Origin of the sequence: Magnetococcus marinus MC-1 (assembly GCF_000014865.1) — a bacterium.
Lineage (GTDB): Bacteria > Pseudomonadota > Magnetococcia > Magnetococcales > Magnetococcaceae > Magnetococcus > Magnetococcus marinus.
Window position 1 is genome coordinate 464,951 of record NC_008576.1, and the last position, 21,197, is coordinate 486,147.

At 52.6% G+C, this 21,197-nt stretch carries 14 protein-coding genes; 6 read left to right on the plus strand and 8 right to left on the minus strand.

Annotated elements, in window-relative coordinates; all coding sequences use genetic code 11:
• Positions 1 to 96: 96 nt before the first annotated feature.
• Positions 97 to 1,176 carry a glycosyltransferase family 2 protein gene (locus tag MMC1_RS02065; RefSeq protein ID WP_011712092.1) on the plus strand — a complete coding sequence of 360 codons (1,080 nt, stop codon included), beginning with the start codon at positions 97 to 99 and terminating at the stop codon, positions 1,174 to 1,176.
• A gap of 95 nt (positions 1,177 to 1,271) precedes the next feature.
• Here MMC1_RS02065 and MMC1_RS02070 read toward each other — a convergent pair whose 3' ends face one another.
• The 3 genes from MMC1_RS02070 to MMC1_RS02080 all read right to left on the minus strand — a co-directional run bounded on the left by MMC1_RS02070 (position 1,272) and on the right by MMC1_RS02080 (position 4,560).
• Positions 1,272 to 1,997 carry a methyltransferase domain-containing protein gene (locus tag MMC1_RS02070; RefSeq protein WP_011712093.1) on the minus strand — a complete coding sequence of 242 codons (726 nt, stop codon included), beginning with the start codon at positions 1,995 to 1,997 and terminating at the stop codon, positions 1,272 to 1,274.
• Between the two features lie 110 nt (positions 1,998 to 2,107).
• Complete coding sequence (locus MMC1_RS02075; protein WP_011712094.1) at positions 2,108 to 3,106, minus strand: alpha-E domain-containing protein; 999 nt, start codon at positions 3,104 to 3,106, stop codon at positions 2,108 to 2,110.
• Complete coding sequence (locus tag MMC1_RS02080; protein ID WP_011712095.1) at positions 3,106 to 4,560, minus strand: circularly permuted type 2 ATP-grasp protein; 1,455 nt, start codon at positions 4,558 to 4,560, stop codon at positions 3,106 to 3,108. Before MMC1_RS02080 ends, MMC1_RS02075 begins: the two co-directional genes overlap by 1 nt.
• A 467-nt stretch (positions 4,561 to 5,027) precedes the next feature.
• Here MMC1_RS02080 and MMC1_RS02085 point away from each other — a divergent pair, with 467 nt between their 5' ends.
• A complete protein-coding gene (locus tag MMC1_RS02085; protein WP_011712096.1) occupies positions 5,028 to 5,990 on the plus strand; it encodes a hemerythrin domain-containing protein in 963 nt (320 codons plus the stop codon).
• A 428-nt stretch (positions 5,991 to 6,418) separates the two neighbouring features.
• Positions 6,419 to 7,666 (plus strand): ATP-binding response regulator, encoded by a 1,248-nt coding sequence (locus MMC1_RS02090; RefSeq protein ID WP_011712097.1) that lies wholly within the window; start codon positions 6,419 to 6,421, stop codon positions 7,664 to 7,666.
• 45 nt (positions 7,667 to 7,711) lie between these two features.
• Here MMC1_RS02090 and MMC1_RS19465 read toward each other — a convergent pair whose 3' ends face one another.
• The gene (locus tag MMC1_RS19465; protein ID WP_011712098.1) at positions 7,712 to 10,081 is read right to left on the minus strand and encodes a PAS domain-containing sensor histidine kinase; all 2,370 of its coding nucleotides are present in this window, start codon (positions 10,079 to 10,081) and stop codon (positions 7,712 to 7,714) included.
• Positions 10,082 to 10,186: 105 nt separating this feature from the next.
• Entirely contained in the window at positions 10,187 to 12,778 is a 2,592-nt protein-coding gene (locus MMC1_RS02100; RefSeq protein ID WP_011712099.1) for a putative bifunctional diguanylate cyclase/phosphodiesterase, read from the minus strand.
• A 413-nt stretch (positions 12,779 to 13,191) separates the two neighbouring features.
• Here MMC1_RS02100 and thyX point away from each other — a divergent pair, with 413 nt between their 5' ends.
• From thyX to MMC1_RS02115, 3 genes are all read left to right on the plus strand, one after another.
• The gene (gene thyX, locus MMC1_RS02105) at positions 13,192 to 14,031 is read left to right on the plus strand and encodes an FAD-dependent thymidylate synthase (protein ID WP_011712100.1); all 840 of its coding nucleotides are present in this window, start codon (positions 13,192 to 13,194) and stop codon (positions 14,029 to 14,031) included.
• Positions 14,028 to 14,789: a tRNA (guanosine(46)-N7)-methyltransferase TrmB gene (gene trmB, locus MMC1_RS02110; protein ID WP_011712101.1), complete on the plus strand. Its 762-nt coding sequence runs from the start codon at positions 14,028 to 14,030 to the stop codon at positions 14,787 to 14,789. Before thyX ends, trmB begins: the two co-directional genes overlap by 4 nt.
• A 119-nt stretch (positions 14,790 to 14,908) precedes the next feature.
• Positions 14,909 to 15,430, plus strand: a complete 522-nt coding sequence (locus tag MMC1_RS02115) for a hypothetical protein (protein WP_011712102.1) — start codon at positions 14,909 to 14,911, stop codon at positions 15,428 to 15,430.
• Positions 15,431 to 15,462: 32 nt separating this feature from the next.
• On the opposite strand, the gene MMC1_RS02120 is transcribed toward MMC1_RS02115, so the two are convergent.
• The 3 genes from MMC1_RS02120 to MMC1_RS02130 all read right to left on the minus strand — a co-directional run bounded on the left by MMC1_RS02120 (position 15,463) and on the right by MMC1_RS02130 (position 21,090).
• Positions 15,463 to 16,614, minus strand: a complete 1,152-nt coding sequence (locus MMC1_RS02120; protein WP_011712103.1) for an aldo/keto reductase — start codon at positions 16,612 to 16,614, stop codon at positions 15,463 to 15,465.
• An 824-nt stretch (positions 16,615 to 17,438) separates the two neighbouring features.
• Entirely contained in the window at positions 17,439 to 19,766 is a 2,328-nt protein-coding gene (locus MMC1_RS02125; RefSeq protein ID WP_041640633.1) for an EAL domain-containing protein, read from the minus strand.
• A gap of 436 nt (positions 19,767 to 20,202) precedes the next feature.
• Positions 20,203 to 21,090 carry a hypothetical protein gene (locus MMC1_RS02130; protein ID WP_011712105.1) on the minus strand — a complete coding sequence of 296 codons (888 nt, stop codon included), beginning with the start codon at positions 21,088 to 21,090 and terminating at the stop codon, positions 20,203 to 20,205.
• Positions 21,091 to 21,197: the final 107 nt, after the last annotated feature.

The following is a 21,197-nucleotide window of genomic DNA, read 5'->3' on the forward strand; positions in this document are numbered from 1 at the left end:
CCAGCAGCCTATCGTTCGAGGGTTAAGATCTGCAAGGGTGGACGCTTCGTTGCAAACCTGTGGGTTGTAGTTGACGCCGTTGGTTGGGGTAGGGCCATGGAAAAGCCATGCAAAGTGGTGGGCTTGGTACAGTGTAAGAATGAGTGGGGGTTGATAGCGCTCTCCATTACCCACGCTCTGCGCAACCATGTGGATGAGGTATTTGTTCTTAATGATTCCAGCAGCGATGAAAGTTATCAGGGGCTATTGAAACTGCAAACGCTGTTTCCGGGCCGGTTGCACCTCTACCATATGCTGGGGGATGAGTTTTTAGAGGATAGTTCCCGCACGGTATTGATGCACCTGAGCCAATCGGCCCAGGCAGATTGGTGTTACACTTTTGATGCCGATGAGTTTCTCTACACCACCACTGGAGTCTCCCTCAAGGCGCTGCTCAGCACGGTAGCCGCCGATGTGGGGGCGCTGCGCTACCCTCTGTATAACTATCTTTCGTTGGACACCTTTGACGAGTGTCAGTTGCATGGCTATGCAGCGTTGCAGTGGCAGGCGCAGGTTACCCAGCGGGCTCCGATCACTCTTGCGCAAATCATAGAGGGTGTGCGCCAGGGTGAACGCAATCTCTTTACCCTACCGTTTTTTCCCAAATTGATCGTGCGAAATGACCCTATGCTGCGTCTGCATGTGGGTGCGCATACGGTGCGGGATTTTAACCGCACCCCCAAACGGTTAATGCATGCCGACACAGTGGCGGTGGTGCATCTGCCCATGTTGAGTTGGGCGCGGTTGCAACGCAAGGCGCGTATGGGGCAGATTTTTGTGGAAAGTGGCGTTTCACCCCAGTTGGGTTGGCAAAATCAGTTGGTCTATCGCATGCAGCAAGAGGGGCGTTTGCCGCAGATGTGGCGCCAACACAGTTTGTCGGCAGAGGGGCAGCTGGAGCCGGATCGTCCCCGCAATGTGGTACAAGATCGCCGTTTTGTCACCCTCATTGCCCCGACACTGAAATTTTTGGAAGAGGCGTTCCAGTCCAAGGATTTAAGGGTATTTCGGGGGGAGCGGTTGCAGCGGGGGGCCGCGCCAGAATCGACCCTACCCTTGCAAAGTGTGGTGCGTTTGCTCCATCGCTTTATGGGCTTTGAAGCCCGCTATGACGAACAGCTGCACCAACCAAAATAGCCCGAAGGGGGGTTGGCCTACCCGGCATGAGGTGCGTCAAGTTTAGACCGTTTGATGAAAAGGCGTGCGCAGGCTCTGCTAGGCGGAAGATAAGCCTAATCCCGCAAATAGTGGTTTAAGGGTCTGTTTTGGGCCATGTTGGTCATGGCAAACAGCTTGCGTTGATCCTCGCTGATGGGATTTAAGCGGATAAAGGACTCAGGATCAGGATAACGCAGACCATTATTAAAGCTTGGGTGCTTGTCCAACATACGCGCGGTATAATGGGCGTGGTGCGTTTCATCCTTAATAAATACCGCGACAAAATCGTTCCAATACTCATCCTGTTTCTGTTTGCCAACAAAGGATTCCAACAAGGCACTCTGATAGCCATTGCGGTTGGCCCAAGTGACCAGCCCACCGCCAGCATCGGGATAAAAACGGTAACAATCCACCGGAAAACGATGAAATTGACCATTGGCTGGGGCATTCAGATAAAACAGTCCGCTGGGTTTTAAGACGCGCATAATCTCCAGATGCAACAGCCAAAACATTTGCGAATGTTCAAAGACCGATGAGGCCATAACATAGTCAAAGCTGTTCTCCCCATAGGGCAGGCTGTAGGGATCATCCAACACCACATCAACCCCATTACCCGCCACAAAATCGGCGGCAATATAGTGAATACCCTCTGGCGCAACATCACGGATGGAGCCATTAACATTCTGGCCACCTATCTCCAACAAGCGCTTGCTGGTTTGGGCAGGGTGGGATTCAGGCTGGCTGCGGCTGTGATAGGTAGAAAAAAACAGGGCGGCGTGCCATAGAGCGGTTTGATGCACAGGTCGATCCTAGCTCTGCTGGGGTAGTCAGATGGTTCCCGACGGCACAGCGCCCCACTGGGGTGCCGTGCCGTCGGAGTTCACGGTGTGTGGGCAACGAGGTTTCGGTGCTAAGCCCGTTGTTCTTGGCTCTGGGTTTGGCTGGCCGGAGCGGCTGGGGGTGTCTCTTCCTGCCGAAAGCGGAAGTAGGTATCAACCACCGCTTCATGCAACGACCCCAACTGGACCTGCAAACCATCCAAAAACTCATGCAGTCCCTGTTTTGCGAGGGTATCCAAATCGGCTAAATAGAGAGACTTTTCTAACTCCCCTAGGATACCCTGGGCGGCTTCGGCGCGCCCCAATTTGACCAAGCGGTCTCTTACCCCGTTTAGGCAGTAGTAAAAGGCGCGGGGGAACTGTTTATCTTTGAGTACAAAGGCGAGGGTCTGGCGACCCCGCACCCGAGGCTCAACCTGCTTGCGGTACATCTGGTCGCCCGAGAGCGAGCGTAACACCGTGGTCCACACCGCATGTTCCATAGAGAGTTCGGCGTCACTATCCCCACCCAACACGCCAGCCCCTTGCACATCCAAAATGCGGGTGGTCATATCAGCCCGTTCAAGCAGCTGTCCCAGACGAAACATCTGATAGGCTTCATCCCGGCTCATGGTGGAGATAAGCAGGCCGGACATCTGCAAACAGCTACCAATAATGCCCTCCAGCAGATCTTGCCGACCCGAACCATAGAGGGCAAAATCGGGAATATGCTCAACCCGCCGCCGCAAGCCGTTGATCTGTGACCACGTTTCGCGGGGAAAGGCGTCACGGGTAATGCGCAAATTTTCACGGGCCATGCGCATGGCATTGTAGATCGAGCAGGGGTTGCGTTCAGAGGCGAGCAAAAAATGCACGATCTCCCGCTCTTCATAGGTGTGGTGGTGCTCATTATAGTTGGGCAAGACCCCAACGATGAGCAGTAGTTGCTCCCAGTCCACCGGTTGATGACCGGGTACGGACATCAACTCCAGCGTGGCGCCGCTGGTGGCCATGATTAGGCGTGCTGTATCCTCGGCCCGCTCCATGTAGCGGCCCAGCCAATAGATATGTTCGGCAACCCGTGACAGCATTAGTCGCGCCTCCCCGCTACAATCCAGGTATCTTTACTCCCCCCACCCTGGGAGGAGTTTACCACCAACGAACCCCGTCTTAGTGCCACGCGGGTCAATCCTCCAGCGGTTACATAGCCCTTTTTACCCTGTAAGATAAAGGGGCGCAGGTCAAGATGCCGGGGCTCCATGCCCTCTTCTACCAAGGTGGGGCAGGTGGAGGGGCTCAATATGGGTTGCGCAATGTAGTTGCGCGGATCTTCTTCAATACGGGCCGCGTAAGCCTCGCGCTCCACACGGGTAGCGCGGTTGCCGATCATAATACCATAGCCACCGGACTCATTAGCGGGCTTGATCACCAGCTGATGCATATTTTTAATCACATGCCGCCGCTCAACCGGGTCATTACAGCGGTAGGTGGGCACGTTGGGAATTTTGGCCTCCTCACCCAGATAGTAGCGGATAATATCGGGCATGTAGGAGTAGACCACCTTATCATCGGCCACGCCGCTACCGGGTGCGTTGGCAATGGCGACATTGCCTTTGAGCCATGACTTGATAATGCCGGGAATACCCAACAGTGAGTCAGGTATAAACACGGTGGGATCCATGTAGAGGTCATCCACCCGGCGATAGATCACATCCACCCGTTGCAACCCCCGGATGGTCTTTTTATAAACCTTGTCGTCATCCACCAGCAGGTCGCCCGCTTCGACCAACTCAACCCCCATCTGTTGGGCCAGATAAGCATGTTCAAAATAGGCAGAGTTGTAGACACCGGGGGTTAATACCACAATATTGGGTTTTTGATCCCGTGGGTGGAGCGAGGCCAATACATCGTAGAGTTGCGAGGGATAATCATCCACTGGGCGAATGTGATAACGTTGGAACAGTTCGGGGAAAACCCGCTTGGTCAGTTGACGATTCTCCAGCATGTAGGATACACCAGAAGGAACCCGCAGGTTATCTTCGAGCACATACATGACCCCATCTTTATCCCGGATCAGGTCACTGCCGCACACATGGGCCCACACGCCGAACCGGGGGTTGGCACCGATCAGGGGAGGTAGAAAATTTTTCGACTTATCCAGGAGTTCACCAGGAAATTTTTTATCTTTAATGATCTTCTGGTCGTTATAGAGATCATGGATAAAAGCATTAAGCGCTTGGCTGCGCTGAAGTAGTCCTGCTTCAAGCTGCTGCCACTCCCCATCGGGTATGCAGCGTGGGATAATGTCAAAGGGCCACGCACGATCAATATTTTGCCCTTCTGAATAGATGGTAAAGGTGATGCCCAAGCTTTCAATGGCCAGCTCAGCCCCTTGTTGACGGGTACGCAGGGTATCTAACCCCATATCCAGCAAATGGGGCAGTAGATCACAGCCTGTGTTTGACTGCGCGTAGTGGATCAATTCGTCAAAAAGCCCTGGCGCTTCATAAGTCAGACCAGTCGTGGGCAAATTTTTGGCAGCCATGGACGCCGCCTCCCTTAATTCTAAAAAGGTGGGGAAGGATTAAAACGCATCCTACCAAGGTCAAAATCAGATCGACACGCACAAAAAAAGTGCAAATTTAGGATCTGTTTTCCTTAGATTGGGGGTGCATAGGGCCTATAGAGCAAACTAAAGGCCAAATTACACCGGATATCCTCTGCATAGTAGCCTATATTTGCCTATTTTTTGAGAGCTTTCTTAGGGGTTGTGATGGATTCCTGTAAATGGGTAAAGCACATTGGGCTTGCTGTAAAATGTCATTTTATGTAACATACGGGTTAGCGCCATTTTTTCTACTGAATATGTAACGAGAAAAGAGTATCGTTATAAGAACAAGCACGATCGCTTGTGTTTAACGCACCTGTGCCGTAAAACGAGCCTAATATCGGTTGTGATCACAACGATGGATGTTGGCGAAGTTAAAGTACGTATAAAAATAGGGAAACGCCATGCTCTTGACAAAACTCGCTCAAGAATTAAAACCTCTGATACGCCCCAATGTATCGGTTCTCTATGCGGAAGACCACGGTGAGACGCGACTTATTGTAACAGAGCAACTTTTTAAACCGTTGGGCATTGCAGTTAAAGCCTGCAACGATGGTTTTTCGGCAGCCCAAGCCTTTAGTACCGGTCATTATGATATGTTGGTAACCGATTTTGATATGCCCAATATGACCGGTAGTGAGTTGCTTAAACATGTGCGTAAAAGCAATGCGAACATGCCGGTGCTGCTCTTGACCTCCCTTGCGACCCTAGAGATCGTCCGCTCGATTAAGGATAACAATCTGTTTGTTCTGCCCAAGCAAGAGTTTAATCGATTTTTAGACGACGCTAGGGGCGAGTCGGCGGATGAAAAGCGTTTAAGTGCCAAACAGACACTGGTTAAATTTTTAGAAGCATCGGGCGCCATCAAACCCAGCAGCATGGGGGGTAAAAATTATGCCCCACCCGCCAAAGCGAAGTTAGTGCCCTCTGATGAGGCAAAGCTGAAAAAAATTGGCGCGGCTGGTCCTTGTGAATTTCCCTTGTTGGGCATCTCATTGGTCGACCAACAGCACCGGCAGCTGTTTCAATTGATGTATGCTTTACAGGCGCAAATTGAAAATCGGGATAACCGGGTGGATCTCATGATCATGGCCCTAAATAACTACGCAAACAAACATTTAGCCGACGAAGAGGCCCTATTACAGCGTTATGCGTATCCAAGGCTGGCGGACCACCAAAAATTGCATATCAAGCTGAGAGAGGATCTGGTCCAACGGGCCCACGCAGTCAAACAGGCCGCTGATGACAATGAGAAATTTAAGCGTGCTGAGGAGTTGCGCGATTTTATCCAGGAGTGGCTTGTCAGTCATATTGGTAGCGAAGATCGTAAGCATTGTGATTATCTGTTGAGCAAAGGGGCCGTTTAAGCGTGAGCCCCAGCCGTAACAGCGTGGACAGGCAGCTCTCTACGGGGGTCAAACCCCGTTCGAGGGCGTTCACGCCGACACGACGGTGCCGTGGATATTTACCTCAACCCAGCTAAAGCGTGTCGTTTTACATACCCAAAATAGGCGCCAGCCATCCCATGGATGGCTGGCCAAAAATGACCTTTGATCGCTTTTTTCCCAAATATAATGGTTGGTTATCTTCTGCTATAGCGTGATGTAGGGAGGATCAAGCCTATCCCGCTGGATTGGGTTGCTATAAGCGCTGGGGCAGTCGCGCGCTGCTCTATGGGCTGTTTAGCGGCTTGCAAACGCTGTTTTAGCCGACTCAAGCCCGTATTGCCGGGCTATGCAAAGTGCTTTAAAAAATCAAGGTAGTGAAAATTGAATAGATTAGACTGGAAACAATCATGAGCGGTGCCGATATTAAAAAGAAATTGGTGTTCAAACAGAAAAGTAAACAACCTGAACAGGTGAGTGATCAACCGCCTTGGGTGCTGGGGGTAGTGGATGATGAACCCCATCTACACGAGGTCACCGCCCACGTATTGCGTAATTTTTCTTTTCAAGGGCGCCGCGTCGAGTTGGTGCAAGGCTACTCTGGGGCAGAAGCCAAGCAGTTGGTATGCAACCACCCAGATATGGCGGTGTTGCTGCTGGATGTGGTGATGGAAAGCGACCACGCGGGACTGGATGTGGTGGAGTATGTGCGGGACGTGTTGGGTAATCAATCGTTAAGAATTGTGTTACGTACCGGTCAGGCATGGCTGTTTCCAGAAGATGAAGTATTTGAAAAATACGATATTAATGACTATTTGGATAAAGCGGAGCTCTCTGCACATCGTATGAAAGTGGCCCTAAAAGCGGCCTTTCGTTCGTTTGAGACCATGCGTGACCTGGAACGCAGCCAGCAACGGGAGCAGGTGTTGCGTCAGATTGCGGAACAGGCCAGTCAAGCCAAAAGCGATTTTGTCGCTTCATTGGGGCATGAGCTACGTTCGCCCACACAATCCATTATGGGCTTTAACCGCTACGTTATGGATGCGGTCAGCCAGAGCAATATTGAGCCAGACGTCAAAGCAGAGATCGCCAAGTTTATCCGCTATGCGCAAATAAGTTCTGAGCGATTGGCAGGCTTGATTAATAATCTATTGGATCTTTCTAAATTAGAGTCCGGGCGTATGGAGTTCGCCATAGAGCCCCATAATATTTGGGACGCAGTACGTTTTTTACAGATGGAAATGGAGCCCCTGTTGCAAGAAAAGGGTGTGACCCTGGAGCATCCCCAATGCACTGAGCCGCTGGAGTTGCTGTTTGATATGGGCAAAATAATTCAGGTATTGGTCAATCTGTTGAGTAATGCGATTAAGTTCACCCCGGCGGGCGGGGTCATCCGTATTACCGCCCATGCCCTGGATACGGGACGTGTAAAGATTGCGGTAAGCGACTCTGGGCGGGGGATTCCAGAGGAAGAGATAGAGCATATTTTTGGTCGTTATCAGCAATCCACCAGCAACCAACAGAGCGATGGGGGGACCGGCCTGGGATTGGCCATTGCCCGTGAAATTTGCCTAAACCATGGTGACAGCCTCGTGGCAGAGAACAACCCCAATGGGGTAGGGGCCTGCTTTAGCTTTACCCTGGCTGTGGTTGGCTAGACAAAACGCAAACCATAAAATATGGGTTTGAAGCCTCGCTACCCTTTATGCTTCGACGGGGAATGTCACGACAAAGCGGGTTCCTTTCCCCAGTTCGCTTTCGCAGTGTATGCTGCCACGCAGTTTTTGCACCACCAATGATTGCACAATATGCATGCCTAGACCACTGCCACCACTGCCCCGTTGGGTGGTAAAAAAGCGTTCAAAAATCTTTTCTTGGGTCTCCTGGTCCATCCCTTTGCCATCATCATAAAAATCCAAAATTATCTGCTGATCGTGCCGCTTTACGGTCAGCGTTATGGTGCCACGCATACCCACATCAAAGCCGTGTTTGATGGCATTGCTAATCAGGTTGGTGACAATTTGCGAAACAGCACCGGGGAGACTTTTGATGGTTAATCCCTTGGGGCACTCCAGGCGCATCTGTATGGCCCGCTTTCTAAAGAGATAAGAGAGCGCATGCAGTACCGCTTCGATCTGTTCATCGAGTTGAAAAACATGCTGGGCTTCGTCGGACTGGTCAACGGCCACCCGTTTAAAGTTTTGCAGCAGCTCACCGGCCCGTCTAAGGTTGGTGACGGTCAAGCCCAACAGATCTTCACTGCGGTGAATAAACCCTTCAAACTCCTCTTCGCTAATCCCCTCGGTTTCATAGGTTTTACGAAACTTGGCAACTTCCTGCTGTAGTTCGCTAGAGGCCATTACCCCAACCCCCAGCGGCGAGTTAACCTCGTGGGCCACTCCAGCCACCATGGTACCCAAGGTCGCCATGGTCTCTGTCTCTACCAAGAGCCGCTGTAGGCGTTGCACACTCTCCATGCTCTCTTCGAGATCCCGTGTGCGCTCTACAACGCGGAGCTCCAAATCAGCATTCATCTGCATGATCTTACTCTCGAACAGCACCCGATCCGTAATATCGACAATGGCAGCCACAAGCCCCGCTAAGGAGCGATCGGCATTATGAAAGGGGGCGGTAAACAGATGGAGCAAGCGCTCCTGCCCCGTGCTATTGCGTAGATAGCCCTCATAATCCAATAAGCCACCCCCCTGCAACACAAGGTTATCCTTTTTATGGTAAAAACTGGCGGCTTCATTGGGTAATATTTGAAAAATGGTACGCCCCACAATCTCCCATTCGGCCATACCCAGCAGGGTGCAATAGGCGGCATTACAACCCAAAAATACCCCTTGGGTATCTTTAAAAAAGACTGGAATGGGCAGGGTGTTCATCAACACCCGTTGAAAATTGATCTCATGGCGAAGTTCCTGTTCAAGTTTTTTACGGCGGGCGACATTTTGTAAGGTAAAGAGGATGGCGTGCTCAGCGTGGTTACTATTACGAAAGGGGGTAATGGTAACCCGTTCATAACCACTGGCGGCTCCGGAAACGTTGGTTTCAACTTCAGCAGCCCAGGGTTGGCTAAGGGAGACATGTTTGCGCCAAGAGCGATCCAAGGCCGCAGGAAAACCGAGCTGAAATTGATCCATATGTGCCCCAGGCTGGGTCAATTCCTGGCCCCCAGCCGCGGCTCGAAAACGGGCATTGGCGTAAAGGAGCCGCCCTCTGTTATCCAGAATAGCAGTGGCTATGGGGCTGGTATCCATGGCGTAAGAGAGATGCTGGTAGGTACGGTTAAGGGCACATTGATCCGTAAAATCTTTAGATAGTGCATTTAGACTGGCGAGTAGCGTCTCTACCTCGGGTGAACCGGTACGCTCCAGCATGACGAGAGCAGCCCTTGCGGTCTGTTGTGGCGCAAGCCGTACCAATTGCTGGAGGGGTTGGCTTATCCAGGCAGAGCCTAAAAAGCCAAACAAGAGCAAAAGGGTGAAAAAGACCAAAACAAGGGTTAACGCGGGAGAGACGGTCTCTAAAAGGGCCTCTTGCAAGGGCAACAGAGGCAGCGTTGCGCCAATGATATACAGGCGGCCCCGCTTATCTAATTGGGGCAGTTGGATCATGCGCAGGGGCACACCCTTTTGGGTAATGGTGCGGTAGTCGGGGGTTGTGGTGTTCTCTGAAAACAGTTCAGGATGGGGATGGGGGGCAAAAAATGGGGGATAATCTCCCTGTTGAAGAACCAAACTGCGTGAGGTGCTGGAGGTCAGGTAGGGCTGTTTATCCAGCCACAGCACACTCCACATGCCGTCAAGTTTGAGTTCCTGACAGAGCCTGTTGTAGTTTTGCACAATGGACTGATATTTTTTTTGGGAGACCGAGTCGGCCCCCTCAATGTGATCGTGGTATTCAACCGGTAGAATTTGCGCCACAAGAGCGGCGGCCGCGCCTAACTTTTGATCTGCGGCAAAGAGTAAGGCATCGTTGTTATGGCGGTTCAATACCCACCCGTACAGACCCGCCACCAGCAGGGCAAACAGGAGCAGCAGGGTCACTATCTGGGTACGTATGGACATAGCAATCGAAACAATCCCGATGAAAAGGCGTGATAACCCAGCTAACCCCGCAATCGGGTTTTAGAGGGCATCATCGTGGTTGTGTGGGCATCGCCGACCCGTGTATCACACCTTTACCTTGTTGGTAATAAAGTGAGCACTGGGGCGCCCAAGGTGGTAGCCTTGTAGCAGGCTCACCCCTGATGTGCGACACTCTTGGGCAATGGCCGCGCTCTCCACAAACTCACCCACCGTGGCAATGCCTAGATCCCTTGCCAACATAGCCATACTACGCACAAAGGCAAGATCTTTTACATCATCCAACATATGAGCGATAAACTCACCCTCAATTTTGAGATAGTCGATGGGAAACCGTTTAAGATAGTGAAAGGATGAAAAGCCCGAGCCAAAATCATCAATGGCAAATTTATACCCTTCACCATGCAGGTTGCGGATAAATATCTCTAGGTTTTTGAGGTTACGTACGGTGTCGCGCTCGGTAATTTCAAACACAATGTTCTGTTTTTGCAAGCCTGCGGCTTCGATCATTTTTTTCACGGTGGGAAAAAACTCACTAAGTACCATCGCTTTGGGGGACATGTTAATAAATAACAGCCCCTCATAGCCTTCACGGCCCGCTTGGTTAAAGGCCTTTTCCATCCCCACATAGTCGAGTTTATGTACCACGCCCAGACGTTCGGCAATCTCAATAAATTCGTTGGCGCTGTAGAGACGGGCATCGGGCACCTGAATGCGGCTGAGCACCTCATGGGCCACCACTTCCCCGGTGTGGCCATCAAAAATGGGCTGGTAAAAGGGCTGTACCCACTTCTCTTCTATGGCCCGCATGACCAAGGCGCTCTTTTCACCAATCTCTTTAAAAGCATCCACCACATCCTCTTCAGAGGGTATGGTAAAACGGTGTTTCCCTTCGGCCTTGGCCTTGAACATCATATTATCGGCAAACAGAAAGAGGTCTTTGGCACTGTTGGCGTGGTCAGGGAAAATGGCTACGCCAATGGAAGCACTAATGCCAATGGATTGACCATCATGGGTCTGTACGCGGATTTTATCGGTGGCAGAGAGGATGCGTTCTGCGGCGGCAAAGGGGACCCCCTCTTCAACCTCGGGCAGCATAATAACAAACTCGTCACCGCCATGGCGGCCTAGGATATCCCCCTGCCGCAGGGTGGCCCCGATCTGATCGGCAAAGGCGATGAGTAGATCATCCCCCACGGCGTGACCGTGGCTGTCGTTGATGGTTTTAAAGTTATCCAGGTCCACCAGCAGCAGCGCAAATTGATGGTTATGCCGGTGGGCACGCTCAACCTCGGTGCGTAACAGCTCCCACAAAATACGGTGATTATAAAGGCCCGTTAGGGGGTCGCGGGTGGCGTAGAACTCAAGATCACGGGTGTATTTGGAGATCGCTTTAACCGAGCCTACCACATTCAGCAGGGTGGAAAGGGTGCTCTCCATAACCAAGATGCGGGTGGGGTCGCGGGTTAGATCCACATGCACACCAATGCCCACAATGCCGCCAATTTTGGGTAACTCCACCACCAATGATTTAATTTGTAGGCGGAACACCTCGGGGTTGACCACCATCTCAGAGGCATCGGGGCGGGCCACATGGTGGTTGATCCGTGTGACTGAACTATCCACGTGGAAGCTGTTATTTTTTTGTAATTCTGTGCAAATAATGGATTCAATGCCCATGCGGGTGTCAGCGCTGGGGGGATCGCGCCAGAAAATTTCCAGATCAAACTGCTCCTCCTCCACCTTAAAGATGGAGAAAAGGGCATAGGTGCTCATGACCTGATTGATCTCTAGCAGTAGCTGTTTGACATAGTTTTGCCAATCTTTGACCACATCCGAGGTAATGACAAAGCGCTCCAGCAGCCGAATTTCAAACTCCAGCAACTCTTTATCCACGGCAAAACTTTGTAGCCGTCTGGAGAAGTCATTAATCTGTTCTAAAATTTCGCTGACTTCGCAAAATGTGGGTGGGGGGGTGCCCTCATTAAGCTGGGTGAGATCACTAACCTTATTAATACGGGTCATGCGATCTCGTAGATAGTTCAACGCGCCAACCAAACGGCCATGGATCCACAGCGCCACAAAAAAGGCAGCCAGTAGCGGGATGGGTGCAATCCACAGCAGGGTGTTAATAAACTCGGCGCGAGTGCGTCTTAAAATGGGCACCAGATTTTGCTGAACATCAATCACCCCCAGCACATTCCCCACGTTCGCATTGGTGTGGCATTTAAGGCACTCTTCGCGCGCCAGCAAAGGGTAAATAAGGCGTAGGGAGGTGGGTTGATCGATGAGTTTGCGTTCAGCCGTACCGACAACCTCGCCCACAGCTTCATCCAGAGCAGGCTGATGAATAGGGCCAAACAGCTCTTCTACCAAGGGCGCGCGTAGCACCTCTAAACGGTAATCTCCCCCCTCCACGCTGCGACGCAGGGCACCGATAAAATCTTCGACATCGCGGCGTACCCAACCTTTGCGCATAACCTGATACATGGATTGAAAAGTCTGCTCGGCCATGAGCGTGGCCACCTTGCGGGCATCATTGCGTACACTGCGTTCATAGATATCTGAAATGACCCAGTAGAGGGAAAGACTCATCAACAGGGTGGCCCCAACGGCAATGCTAAGGATAAATCCTTTGATGCTTTTAAGGGGATTATACAGAAATAATGGAGAAGCCATCGTAACACCCAGTAGCCTGATAATCCTCTCCCCTAGCGGTTAAGCGAAGGATTGAGAGAGGGTAATAAACCTTTGCGCAATGGGACTGATTGTTTCACACAACGTAACAGCTTGGGAAGCTTCTTGAACAGCCTCCCTTTTTTTTTGGTCATGGTCCGATTGTGTCCGTATTCGGTTGAGAACGCTTCTCCCCCTGTTGAATCAACGTACTTGGATCACCCCCCGGCAAGCGATTCTAGGGTGGTCGGAGCAGGGGCGTTGGGGTGGCAGCAGCGCACGAGGGGCTATGGTGTAGGATCGGCAGATTTTCTCTATTTATAAATACCAATCTGTACGTTTCACCTTTTGGGGGAAATCTGCTATCTTTTTCACCTCCTAATTTATCCTCCTATGCCAAGCGAGTTTTAACTGTTATGGAAGCCTCAACAGGTACTGCATTCCAATCTGAACCCACCCTAGAAATGGCTGCAGAGATTGAGACACGTCTGCAACTTAATCCGGATTACACCAAGCGCATTGGCAATTTTGGCTTTCTAGAGTTGGAAGAGAGTTGGGGAGATGAAGCCACGATTATTAATACCGCTCGCATCTCCACCACCAACAAACGGGTTAACAGTCTGGACGCGTTTACCGACAAAGAGCGCACGTTGCTTCACTATCTGTTGGCGCACAACCATGGTACCCCGTTTGAGACGGTCCACTTTCGCTTTCGTGTGGTGGCCCCCATTTTTGTGCTGCGCCAGTGGATGCGCCATCGCATTTGCTCATTTAATGAGTTTTCCCAGCGTTATCGTATGCCGATAACCGCCTTTTATGTGCCCGATCAAGAGGCCCGTACGGTGGATGGTTTTGAGGTGCTTAGTCAGGAGTCGGTGGAGCGCTATTGCGAGTTGGTGGAGTCGATGCACCGTTTTTACCATGATGAATACCAACAGGTGTGTACGCGCATTGAGGCTGCCGAGCAGGCGGGCCTTGTGGAAAAAACCGCAGGCAGTCGCAACCCTTACCGCGCCCGTGCCCGCGAACTGCTGCGTAATGCCATGCCGGTAAGTACCTATTCGGATCTTTACTGGACCATTAACTTTCGCGCCCTCATGAACTTTTTTGAGCTACGCCGCAAAGCCAATGCCCAGTATGAGATCCGTGCATATGCCGATGCCGCGTATGAGATGTTTTGTAAAAAAATGCCCCTGTTGGGCGAAACCATGAATCGTGTTTTGGAAGAGCGTGCCAAAATGGGTGAGCAAGCATGAGCCAGACGCCAATGCCACAGCCAGACCAAGCTCCACCTGTGGATGTCGGCCAACCCGTGGATGAGGCCGAGGCCAAACGCCGCCGTTTCAAGACCCATGGTCGCAAAAAGGGCAAAGTCAATGATACCCGTCTGGCCCGTATTGAGGCCGGTTTGCTCGCCCTGAGCCTGCCACCGGGCAGTGCGGACCGTGGGGCATTGATTGACCAACTGGGGGGGAATGGCCAGAGCCAACGGGTGATTTTGGAGATTGGCTTTGGCAATGGCGAAACCCTAGCGGCGCTAGCGGCGCGGCATCCAGAGGACTGTTTTATTGGCATTGATGTGTTTTTAGAGGGCTTTGGCACGCTGCTCAACCGCTTGACGCGGGGTGACATAAGCAATGTGCGGTTGGTGTGTCAAAATGCTTTACAGGTGCTGTTAGAGCGTATCCCCGATGCAAGTTTGGATGGGGTGATCATTAATTTCCCCGATCCATGGCGTAAAAAGCGGCATTTTAAACGGCGCATTGTGCAGACGGAATTTTTGGATGCGCTAGCCCCCAAGATGCGCAGCGGGGCCGATTTGACCCTAGCCACCGATTGGGCCAACTATGCGGAGTGGATGGTTGCGCATCTTGAGCCCCATACGGCCTTTGTCAATCAGGCGGAGCCGGGTCCTTTTGCCGCCCCACCACCTTGGTGGATTGAGACCAACTTTGAACGTAAAGGGGTTGCCGCCGGGCGCATCATCCGGCATTTGCACTACAAAAAAAGGTGAGTGGGTTTGCGCTTGGTGGGGTATGCCGCGTTGAGTGCTAAATAAGCGGCTTAAATCGCGCTGGAAAAGTGTTACTATAGCGTGCAGCATAAGAGACCCCCCCTCTTGGAGCGCGATAGATGATCTTGAAACAGGTAGGGATGACAGCTTTGCTGATGATGGGCATGGGTAGCCATGGGGCCATGGCGGCGGATTGCGCGCAACTGCCCAACAAGATGGCCAAAGTGCGGCAGCATGCCCAGGTGTTTACCCAGATGAACGCAGAAACCCAGGCGCTATGTTGGACAAAACACCCCTATTTTCAAGAGCTAGATGGTGAGACATGTCCGCGCTATCAAGATAATTTTGCCATGGGGGTGGCACGCATGGATGCGGTGCTGGGGGGGATTAAATATGCCACCACGCAACTAACCGCTATGGGTGCCTATGGGGCCGAGCTTACCCGCTGTAGCGCACCCTACATGGTACAAAAGTCCCATCTCGTGGGTCAGACCAGCCAACTGTTGAAAGCGCTGCAAACGTTGGGGGTCAAAGCGGATGAGTGTCGCGAAGCCCATGAACGGCTGGGTATTTGGTGTGATAAGCAGGTCGCATTAAAAACCATGCAAGAGATCCAGCCGGCGGTCCCCGTTAAAGAGTAGCGGCTTGCGGAGCTCCGTTAGGCAAGGAGGGGTTAGCTCCCGCTGGCCTTATGCATTCTGGTATGGGCTTGGCGCACCAGTAGCGGAATATCCAACCCTTGCGGACAGCGTGGTAGACAGTCGCCGCAATCGCTACACCGATCCCCATGGGCACCGGGTACCCAGTGGCAGTTAGGCTCCATCAAACCATACCGATATTGTGCAAAGGCGACCATATCATGGGCGCGGGCCAGATGCTCTAAGCGCAGTAAATCGGGTATCTCAATGCGTTCTGGGCAGGGCAAACAGGCGGTGCAATGGCCGCAGCGATCTAGCTCTGTGGTGGCCGCAGCCTGTTTTAAACGAATCTCCACGGCCCGTTCAGCCGCCCCCCAATAGGGTTTACCCAGCGCCAAAGAGTGCAGATGCAAATCCAAGTGGCTTGGCTCACTCATGCCCACGGTCATGGTGTGAATGGCCGGATGAGAGAGAATCCAGCGCTCATTAAAGTTGGCAATGGGCAGGGGTGCGCTCTGTTCGGCCAAGCGTGGCGGTGGGGTGTAGAGTAGTCCCCCTTTATCTTGGGGGGAGATAATAAAAATGCCCATATCCCGCGCCGCAGCGGCCTCAATGGCCGTTCGATTGCCCTGCCGAAAAAAATAGTAGTGGAGATTGATAAAGGCAAATCGGCCCGATTGGATGGTATCCAAAATCACCGGTAGCGGGGCATGGGTGGCAAAACCGATATGGCCAATTTTGCCCTCCCGTTGCAGCGCCTCCAATGCCGACATGGGGCCACCAGAGCGCAGGCTTAATCTCAATAACGGGCGGGTATTAATACCGTGTAGGGCAAAAAAATCAATGTGATCCACCCCCATATGGCGAAGCGCGTCTTCCACGTGGCGGCGCATTTGGCCAGCGGTTTCGGTGGGGCTGGCTTTGGTCATAAGGTGGTATTGGTCCCGGCTTTGCCGCAACCTGGGCAGCGCCCGACCGATAAGACGCTCACTCTTGCCATAACCTTTTGCGGTTTCAATGAGGTTAATACCCCCATCCAGGGCGGTTTGCAGCATCTGATAGCAGTGCTCCTCGCTATCCGCCGGTAGCTGGTCATGGGGTTTATCCCAGACATGCAAAAACCGCATACCGCCCATGGTAAAGACCGAAATCTGTTTTTCTGTTTGCCCAAATCGACGATATTCCATGATTGCCGCACCTGTACTCTCTGTCACCGTAACCTCCTAACAAGGCTTGGCGGGGGCAAGGCTTGGCGGGGGGAGAAACCTGCGCTCGATCGTTATCCCAGGGGGTACGACCTCGGGGGGTGCCCGTTACCGCCATACGTTAACCGACACTATGCCACAAACTGCGGGAGAGGGGCATCCCGTAACGATTTTTTTGCCGCTTGCCCAGCGACCTGCCGCCCTACCACACCCCTGTTGGGGCAGTAGGTGAAACCAAAAATTAATTGATCATGCATTGAAAATACTTAAAGGAATGTTTTTTCTATTGCCAGCTAGGGTGCAAATAGAGATACTAACCCTGCAACTAAGCGTTAACGGGCACAAGCCCCCCCGGAGGTTCACGGGTGGGGGCAGTGAGAAGGCCGGGACTTTGAGCAGTATGAGTTGTACCTATCCGTAGCTGTAGCTGTAACAAACGTTGTAGTAGCCGTAACTGTGACAGACGTTGTAGTAGCGTTAGCTGTAACCGTGTTGTAGTAGCCGTAGCTGTACCGTGTGTAACTTGACCCGTCCCGGTCAATAACGTTAGCGGCGAGGGAGCCTCAGTATCAAGCCGGTGCGCGGCGGATGCGGACGCCCGCCAGCCCAGTGAATGGACCCCCAGGCCCCGGCCGAGTAGGCAACGGACCGCCCCCTGGAGCGTACCGGCAGTCTTATGGATGTTCTGCGAAGAGTAGTCCACAAGAGGAAAACCCGCCACACAAGCTGGCGGGTTTTGTTTTTTTGTGGGGCCTGCCTCTGCTAACCTAACCTCTCCCGTCCGATGAGCGCGCCAGCGCGGGGCATTACACCATGAGCGGTTCCGGCTTGGCGTAATAAAACCCCTGCTGAAAGTCGAAACCTATGGTAAGCAACTGCGCGGCAAGCTCTGCATCTTCGACATGTTTGGCGACGGTTAAAATGTTCATCGAGTGAGAGATATTGTGGATGGACGAAACCACCGTGCGGGTGCTCAGCTTGTTTTTGGCCTGCTGCACCAACTGCCCATCCACCTTTAAGATATCCAGCCCCAGCTGTTCCAGATAGAGACAGTTGCCCAAGGAGCCCCCATAGTTGTCCAAGGCGGTCACAGCCCCGTGCTGCTTGACCTCAAACAAAAATTGGCTGCATACCTCCATATTGTTGATGAGGGTATTCTCATCAATCTCAAAACAGATCTGTTTGGCCCGTTTGGGGTGCGCGGCAAGTAGCGCCAGTAGGGCGGCACTGCTCGCTTTATCCTCCAGCGTTTTGGCCGATAAATTGATGCTGTAAATGCGCCCATCGCTATGTAATAAAAGATTATCTAAGGCCATTTTCAGCACTTTATAATCCAGATCCCCGGTTAATCCATGGCGCTCAGCGGTGGGCAAAAAGGCGTTGGGTGGATGGTGCTTCTCGCCATCGGGTAGGCGCATAAAAATTTCGTAGAGGGGTGGATGGTCCTGCATGGAGGGTGAGGGTACCATGCGCTGTGCCACCAAGGCCAACGGCTCTACCCCCAACACCCGGTGGAGGCGGCCAACCCAGTTGGTCTCTTCCTTGGTGGGTGTTTCAAGAAGGTTGCTCTCAACGGTACGGGTGCGGATGCACATGCGGCCATCATCCTTAGCTTGGAAAACCGCCGCATCCGCGGCTTGAAAGCTTTTTTCAAAGGGCACTTGAAAGTGGATCTCGCAGATGCCGATGGAAAAACCCAGGTTAAATTGTTGCCCCTCCCACAAAAAGCGATAATCTTGCACCTGTTCCAACAGCTTTTCCATCACCTTGACCCCGTCGGCTTGGCTACAGTCGGCCAAAAAAATGGTAAATTCATCGCCGCCGATGCGTGCGGCGTAGTCATATTTACGCACACATCCTTGGATCATGGTGGAAATCTGTTTTAACGCCATATCCCCGGCTTTGTGACCACAGGTATCGTTGATCGCTTTAAAGCGGTCTAGGTCGATGACACAAAGGCAGTGTACTTCATCGGCCTTCATGGCCTCCATGCTCTCGCGGCAGAGGTCGGCAAAGGCGTGGCGATTATATAAACCGGTGAGATGGTCGTGACGGGCTTGATAGCGAATCTTTTCGGACATGCGTTGCTGCTCAGTCACATCCTTAACCGTAATAATGGCCCCCAACACCACCCCTTCGCTGCTTTGTACAGGGGATAGGGTCGCGTCCAGCAGCAGATCATCGCCGTCGCTTTCCAGAACCACCATGGTGTTCATGGATTGGGGGGTGGCACTGCTCAACAGGGTTTTCAGATCCTCATGTAAGGGGGGGCTCTCCTCATCACGGGCGCGGGTGGGAAAAACCTGTTCCAACTGTTTGCCGATGAGTGACGCTGGCTTATGCCCCAGCAGGGCGCCAACCACCTTGTTGGCGTCCTGAATGTAGCCTTCGGTATCGGTGGTGATAACCCCATCAGCAATCGAAATGAGCGTGATTTGAGCCCGTTCCTTTTCATAATGAAGGGTGCTTTCGATGCCCATTACCCGGCGCATGGTGATGTAGCTGGTCAGCAAGACAACCAGCAATACCAGCAGCAATACCAGCAGTTGGCTGTGTAGATTGGTGCGGTAGGAGCTGATGGTAACCGCGGTGGCTTGGGTGATTTGGGTCTCTAGATGGGTTTGAAACTGCATAAAATGGTCAATGACTTGACCTTGGCCGGGTTGCACGGTATTAAACAGCTTGCGCCGAGCGGCGTCCCGCAGCGCGCTATCTTCGACCCATAGGGCGACTTCAATGACCTCCTGTAGGCTTTTGACTGTGGTAGGGATGACGTTGGTGCTTAGATCGTGGAGGATTCTCTTTTCGACCTGATCAAGGGGGAGTTTAAGCAGCTCACTGCGCAGGGTGATAAAGCGGTTGGCCAGTCCATCCAGCTCCATTTTACGACGGTCATTTTCAAACACATCGTTTTCATCCAGCATAACCGCGGCTATACGGGTGCGGGCGCGAATAACCTCCATTAATTCTGAGATAATGTGCATTTTATGCACGGTGGTCATGCTGCCTTGTAGGGTGCCAATCAACGCTTCTGATGTTTTATAGTTGTACCCCCACATGCCAACCATGACCGTGAGCAGCACAACAAACCCCCCCAGCAGTGGCACCATCACCTTGGATCGTCTAACCGCCATGCGGATATCCCCTCTTGGATCTTCACCGCGCTTCGGCTTGCCCCCCATGTGCGATGGGCGGAAAAAGCGAAGAGCGTGAAAGTTCCACCCCCCAATGATCATTTCACAAAGTTTCACTTTAGCGAATGTGGCACGCAGTTGCCACAAAACTAAAGAGTCGGCGGAAAAAAAGCTTTGTTTGGGCGGTATACTAAAAAACAGGTATCGAATGGCGATGAAGCGTCATGGGCCGAGCAAAAGGTTAGCCGTTCATTAAGGCAAGGGAGCAAACCGCAACAGGGGGGTGATGCATAACCCCATGGTTGATGGCGAAATGGAGAGGATTAAGGGGCGTGAATGGTTTGCAACCCATGCGCAAAGCGATAAACATGGGGCGTCATAGAGCTCTGCCCGTGCAAGCCAAAAGACCCGCATCAACAGGCTTCTGCGTATAGGTTTAGGAGCGGTCGGCGCAGTGCAACGGTTCCGTAAGCAAGCTTGGCCAATGTTTAAGTAGTTGATTAAGATCAGCATAGCGATGCAGTGCCACGTGAGCGCAGGCATGGCGCCCCATGGTGATGATGAAGGGTTGAATGTGGTTGCTAGATAGCGTGTGATCCAGACCAGTGATATAGTGTCTTTGTGGCACGCTAGCCAGTTGTTGGGCAAGGAGGTTAAACGCCTCCATGGTGCTCAAGCTTGGGGGCAGCTCTGAAGGGGGGGGCAGCTCTAAAGGGGGGGCGGCCTGCGGGGTAAAAATGCCATCGACACTCAAAAAACGGGTGACAGCGGGGCGTTTCGCGCTTAGCCAAGCCGCAGCGCTGGCACCACTGCCCACCCCAATGAGGTGGATCTGTGTGGCGCCAGCCGCATGTTGCAACCAATCTGTAGCGCGTAGTAGATCGGCCATGACCACATCATCAAGAGCGTGGCTGCTCCAATAGCGTGGTGCACAGTTGCGACGCTGTTGAGGGTTTTCTAGCACATATTGGCAAGGACGGGCCAGATAGGCCACATTGGGGTGTGGATCGACAGCCGCCAGGTAAAAGGCCATGGGGTGGTGCGGGGTCGGATCCTGGCTGAGTTGCCCCCCGCCTTGTTGCACAAATCCACTGGATTCCACATAAAGATGCAAGACAGCTCCGGGTGTTTCGGTACGCTGCCAACTGGCAAGATCAAAGGTTACCCCAGGCAGTAGGTGGTAGCTAAGCATGGCTTGACGGGCCATTTTATGCAGCCGGCTGGTGTAGGGGTTGCTCTGGCAACCGCTCAGCAGTAACCCGCCGAGCAGCAGGGTCGCCACATGACGCCGTATCGTTAGTGCCCTAGGGTAAAACATCGTCATATGGTTCCCTAGTTTGGGTTGAGGGGGGCGATGCCCTGGAAAAGCCCCGCTACGGAGCACTAACAATGTCCGACCCCTTGAACGTGTGCCGAGTAGGCGTCTGCGGC

Excerpts from the sequence above, each read along its gene's own strand:
- MMC1_RS02075 (WP_011712094.1), bottom strand. The coding sequence starts at position 3,106 with ATGCTGTCACGGGTTGCCGAACATATCTATTGGCTGGGCCGCTACATG.
- MMC1_RS02080 (WP_011712095.1), bottom strand. The coding sequence starts at position 4,560 with ATGGCTGCCAAAAATTTGCCCACGACTGGTCTGACTTATGAAGCGCCA.
- MMC1_RS02115 (WP_011712102.1), top strand. The coding sequence starts at position 14,909 with ATGATCTTGAAACAGGTAGGGATGACAGCTTTGCTGATGATGGGCATG.
- MMC1_RS02100 (WP_011712099.1), bottom strand. The coding sequence starts at position 12,778 with ATGGCTTCTCCATTATTTCTGTATAATCCCCTTAAAAGCATCAAAGGA.
- MMC1_RS02130 (WP_011712105.1), bottom strand. The coding sequence starts at position 21,090 with ATGACGATGTTTTACCCTAGGGCACTAACGATACGGCGTCATGTGGCG.
- MMC1_RS02065 (WP_011712092.1), top strand. The coding sequence starts at position 97 with ATGGAAAAGCCATGCAAAGTGGTGGGCTTGGTACAGTGTAAGAATGAG.
- trmB (WP_011712101.1), top strand. The coding sequence starts at position 14,028 with ATGAGCCAGACGCCAATGCCACAGCCAGACCAAGCTCCACCTGTGGAT.
- MMC1_RS02090 (WP_011712097.1), top strand. The coding sequence starts at position 6,419 with ATGAGCGGTGCCGATATTAAAAAGAAATTGGTGTTCAAACAGAAAAGT.
- MMC1_RS02085 (WP_011712096.1), top strand. The coding sequence starts at position 5,028 with ATGCTCTTGACAAAACTCGCTCAAGAATTAAAACCTCTGATACGCCCC.
- MMC1_RS02125 (WP_041640633.1), bottom strand. The coding sequence starts at position 19,766 with ATGGCGGTTAGACGATCCAAGGTGATGGTGCCACTGCTGGGGGGGTTT.
- MMC1_RS19465 (WP_011712098.1), bottom strand. The coding sequence starts at position 10,081 with ATGTCCATACGTACCCAGATAGTGACCCTGCTGCTCCTGTTTGCCCTG.
- MMC1_RS02120 (WP_011712103.1), bottom strand. The coding sequence starts at position 16,614 with ATGGAATATCGTCGATTTGGGCAAACAGAAAAACAGATTTCGGTCTTT.
- thyX (WP_011712100.1), top strand. The coding sequence starts at position 13,192 with ATGGAAGCCTCAACAGGTACTGCATTCCAATCTGAACCCACCCTAGAA.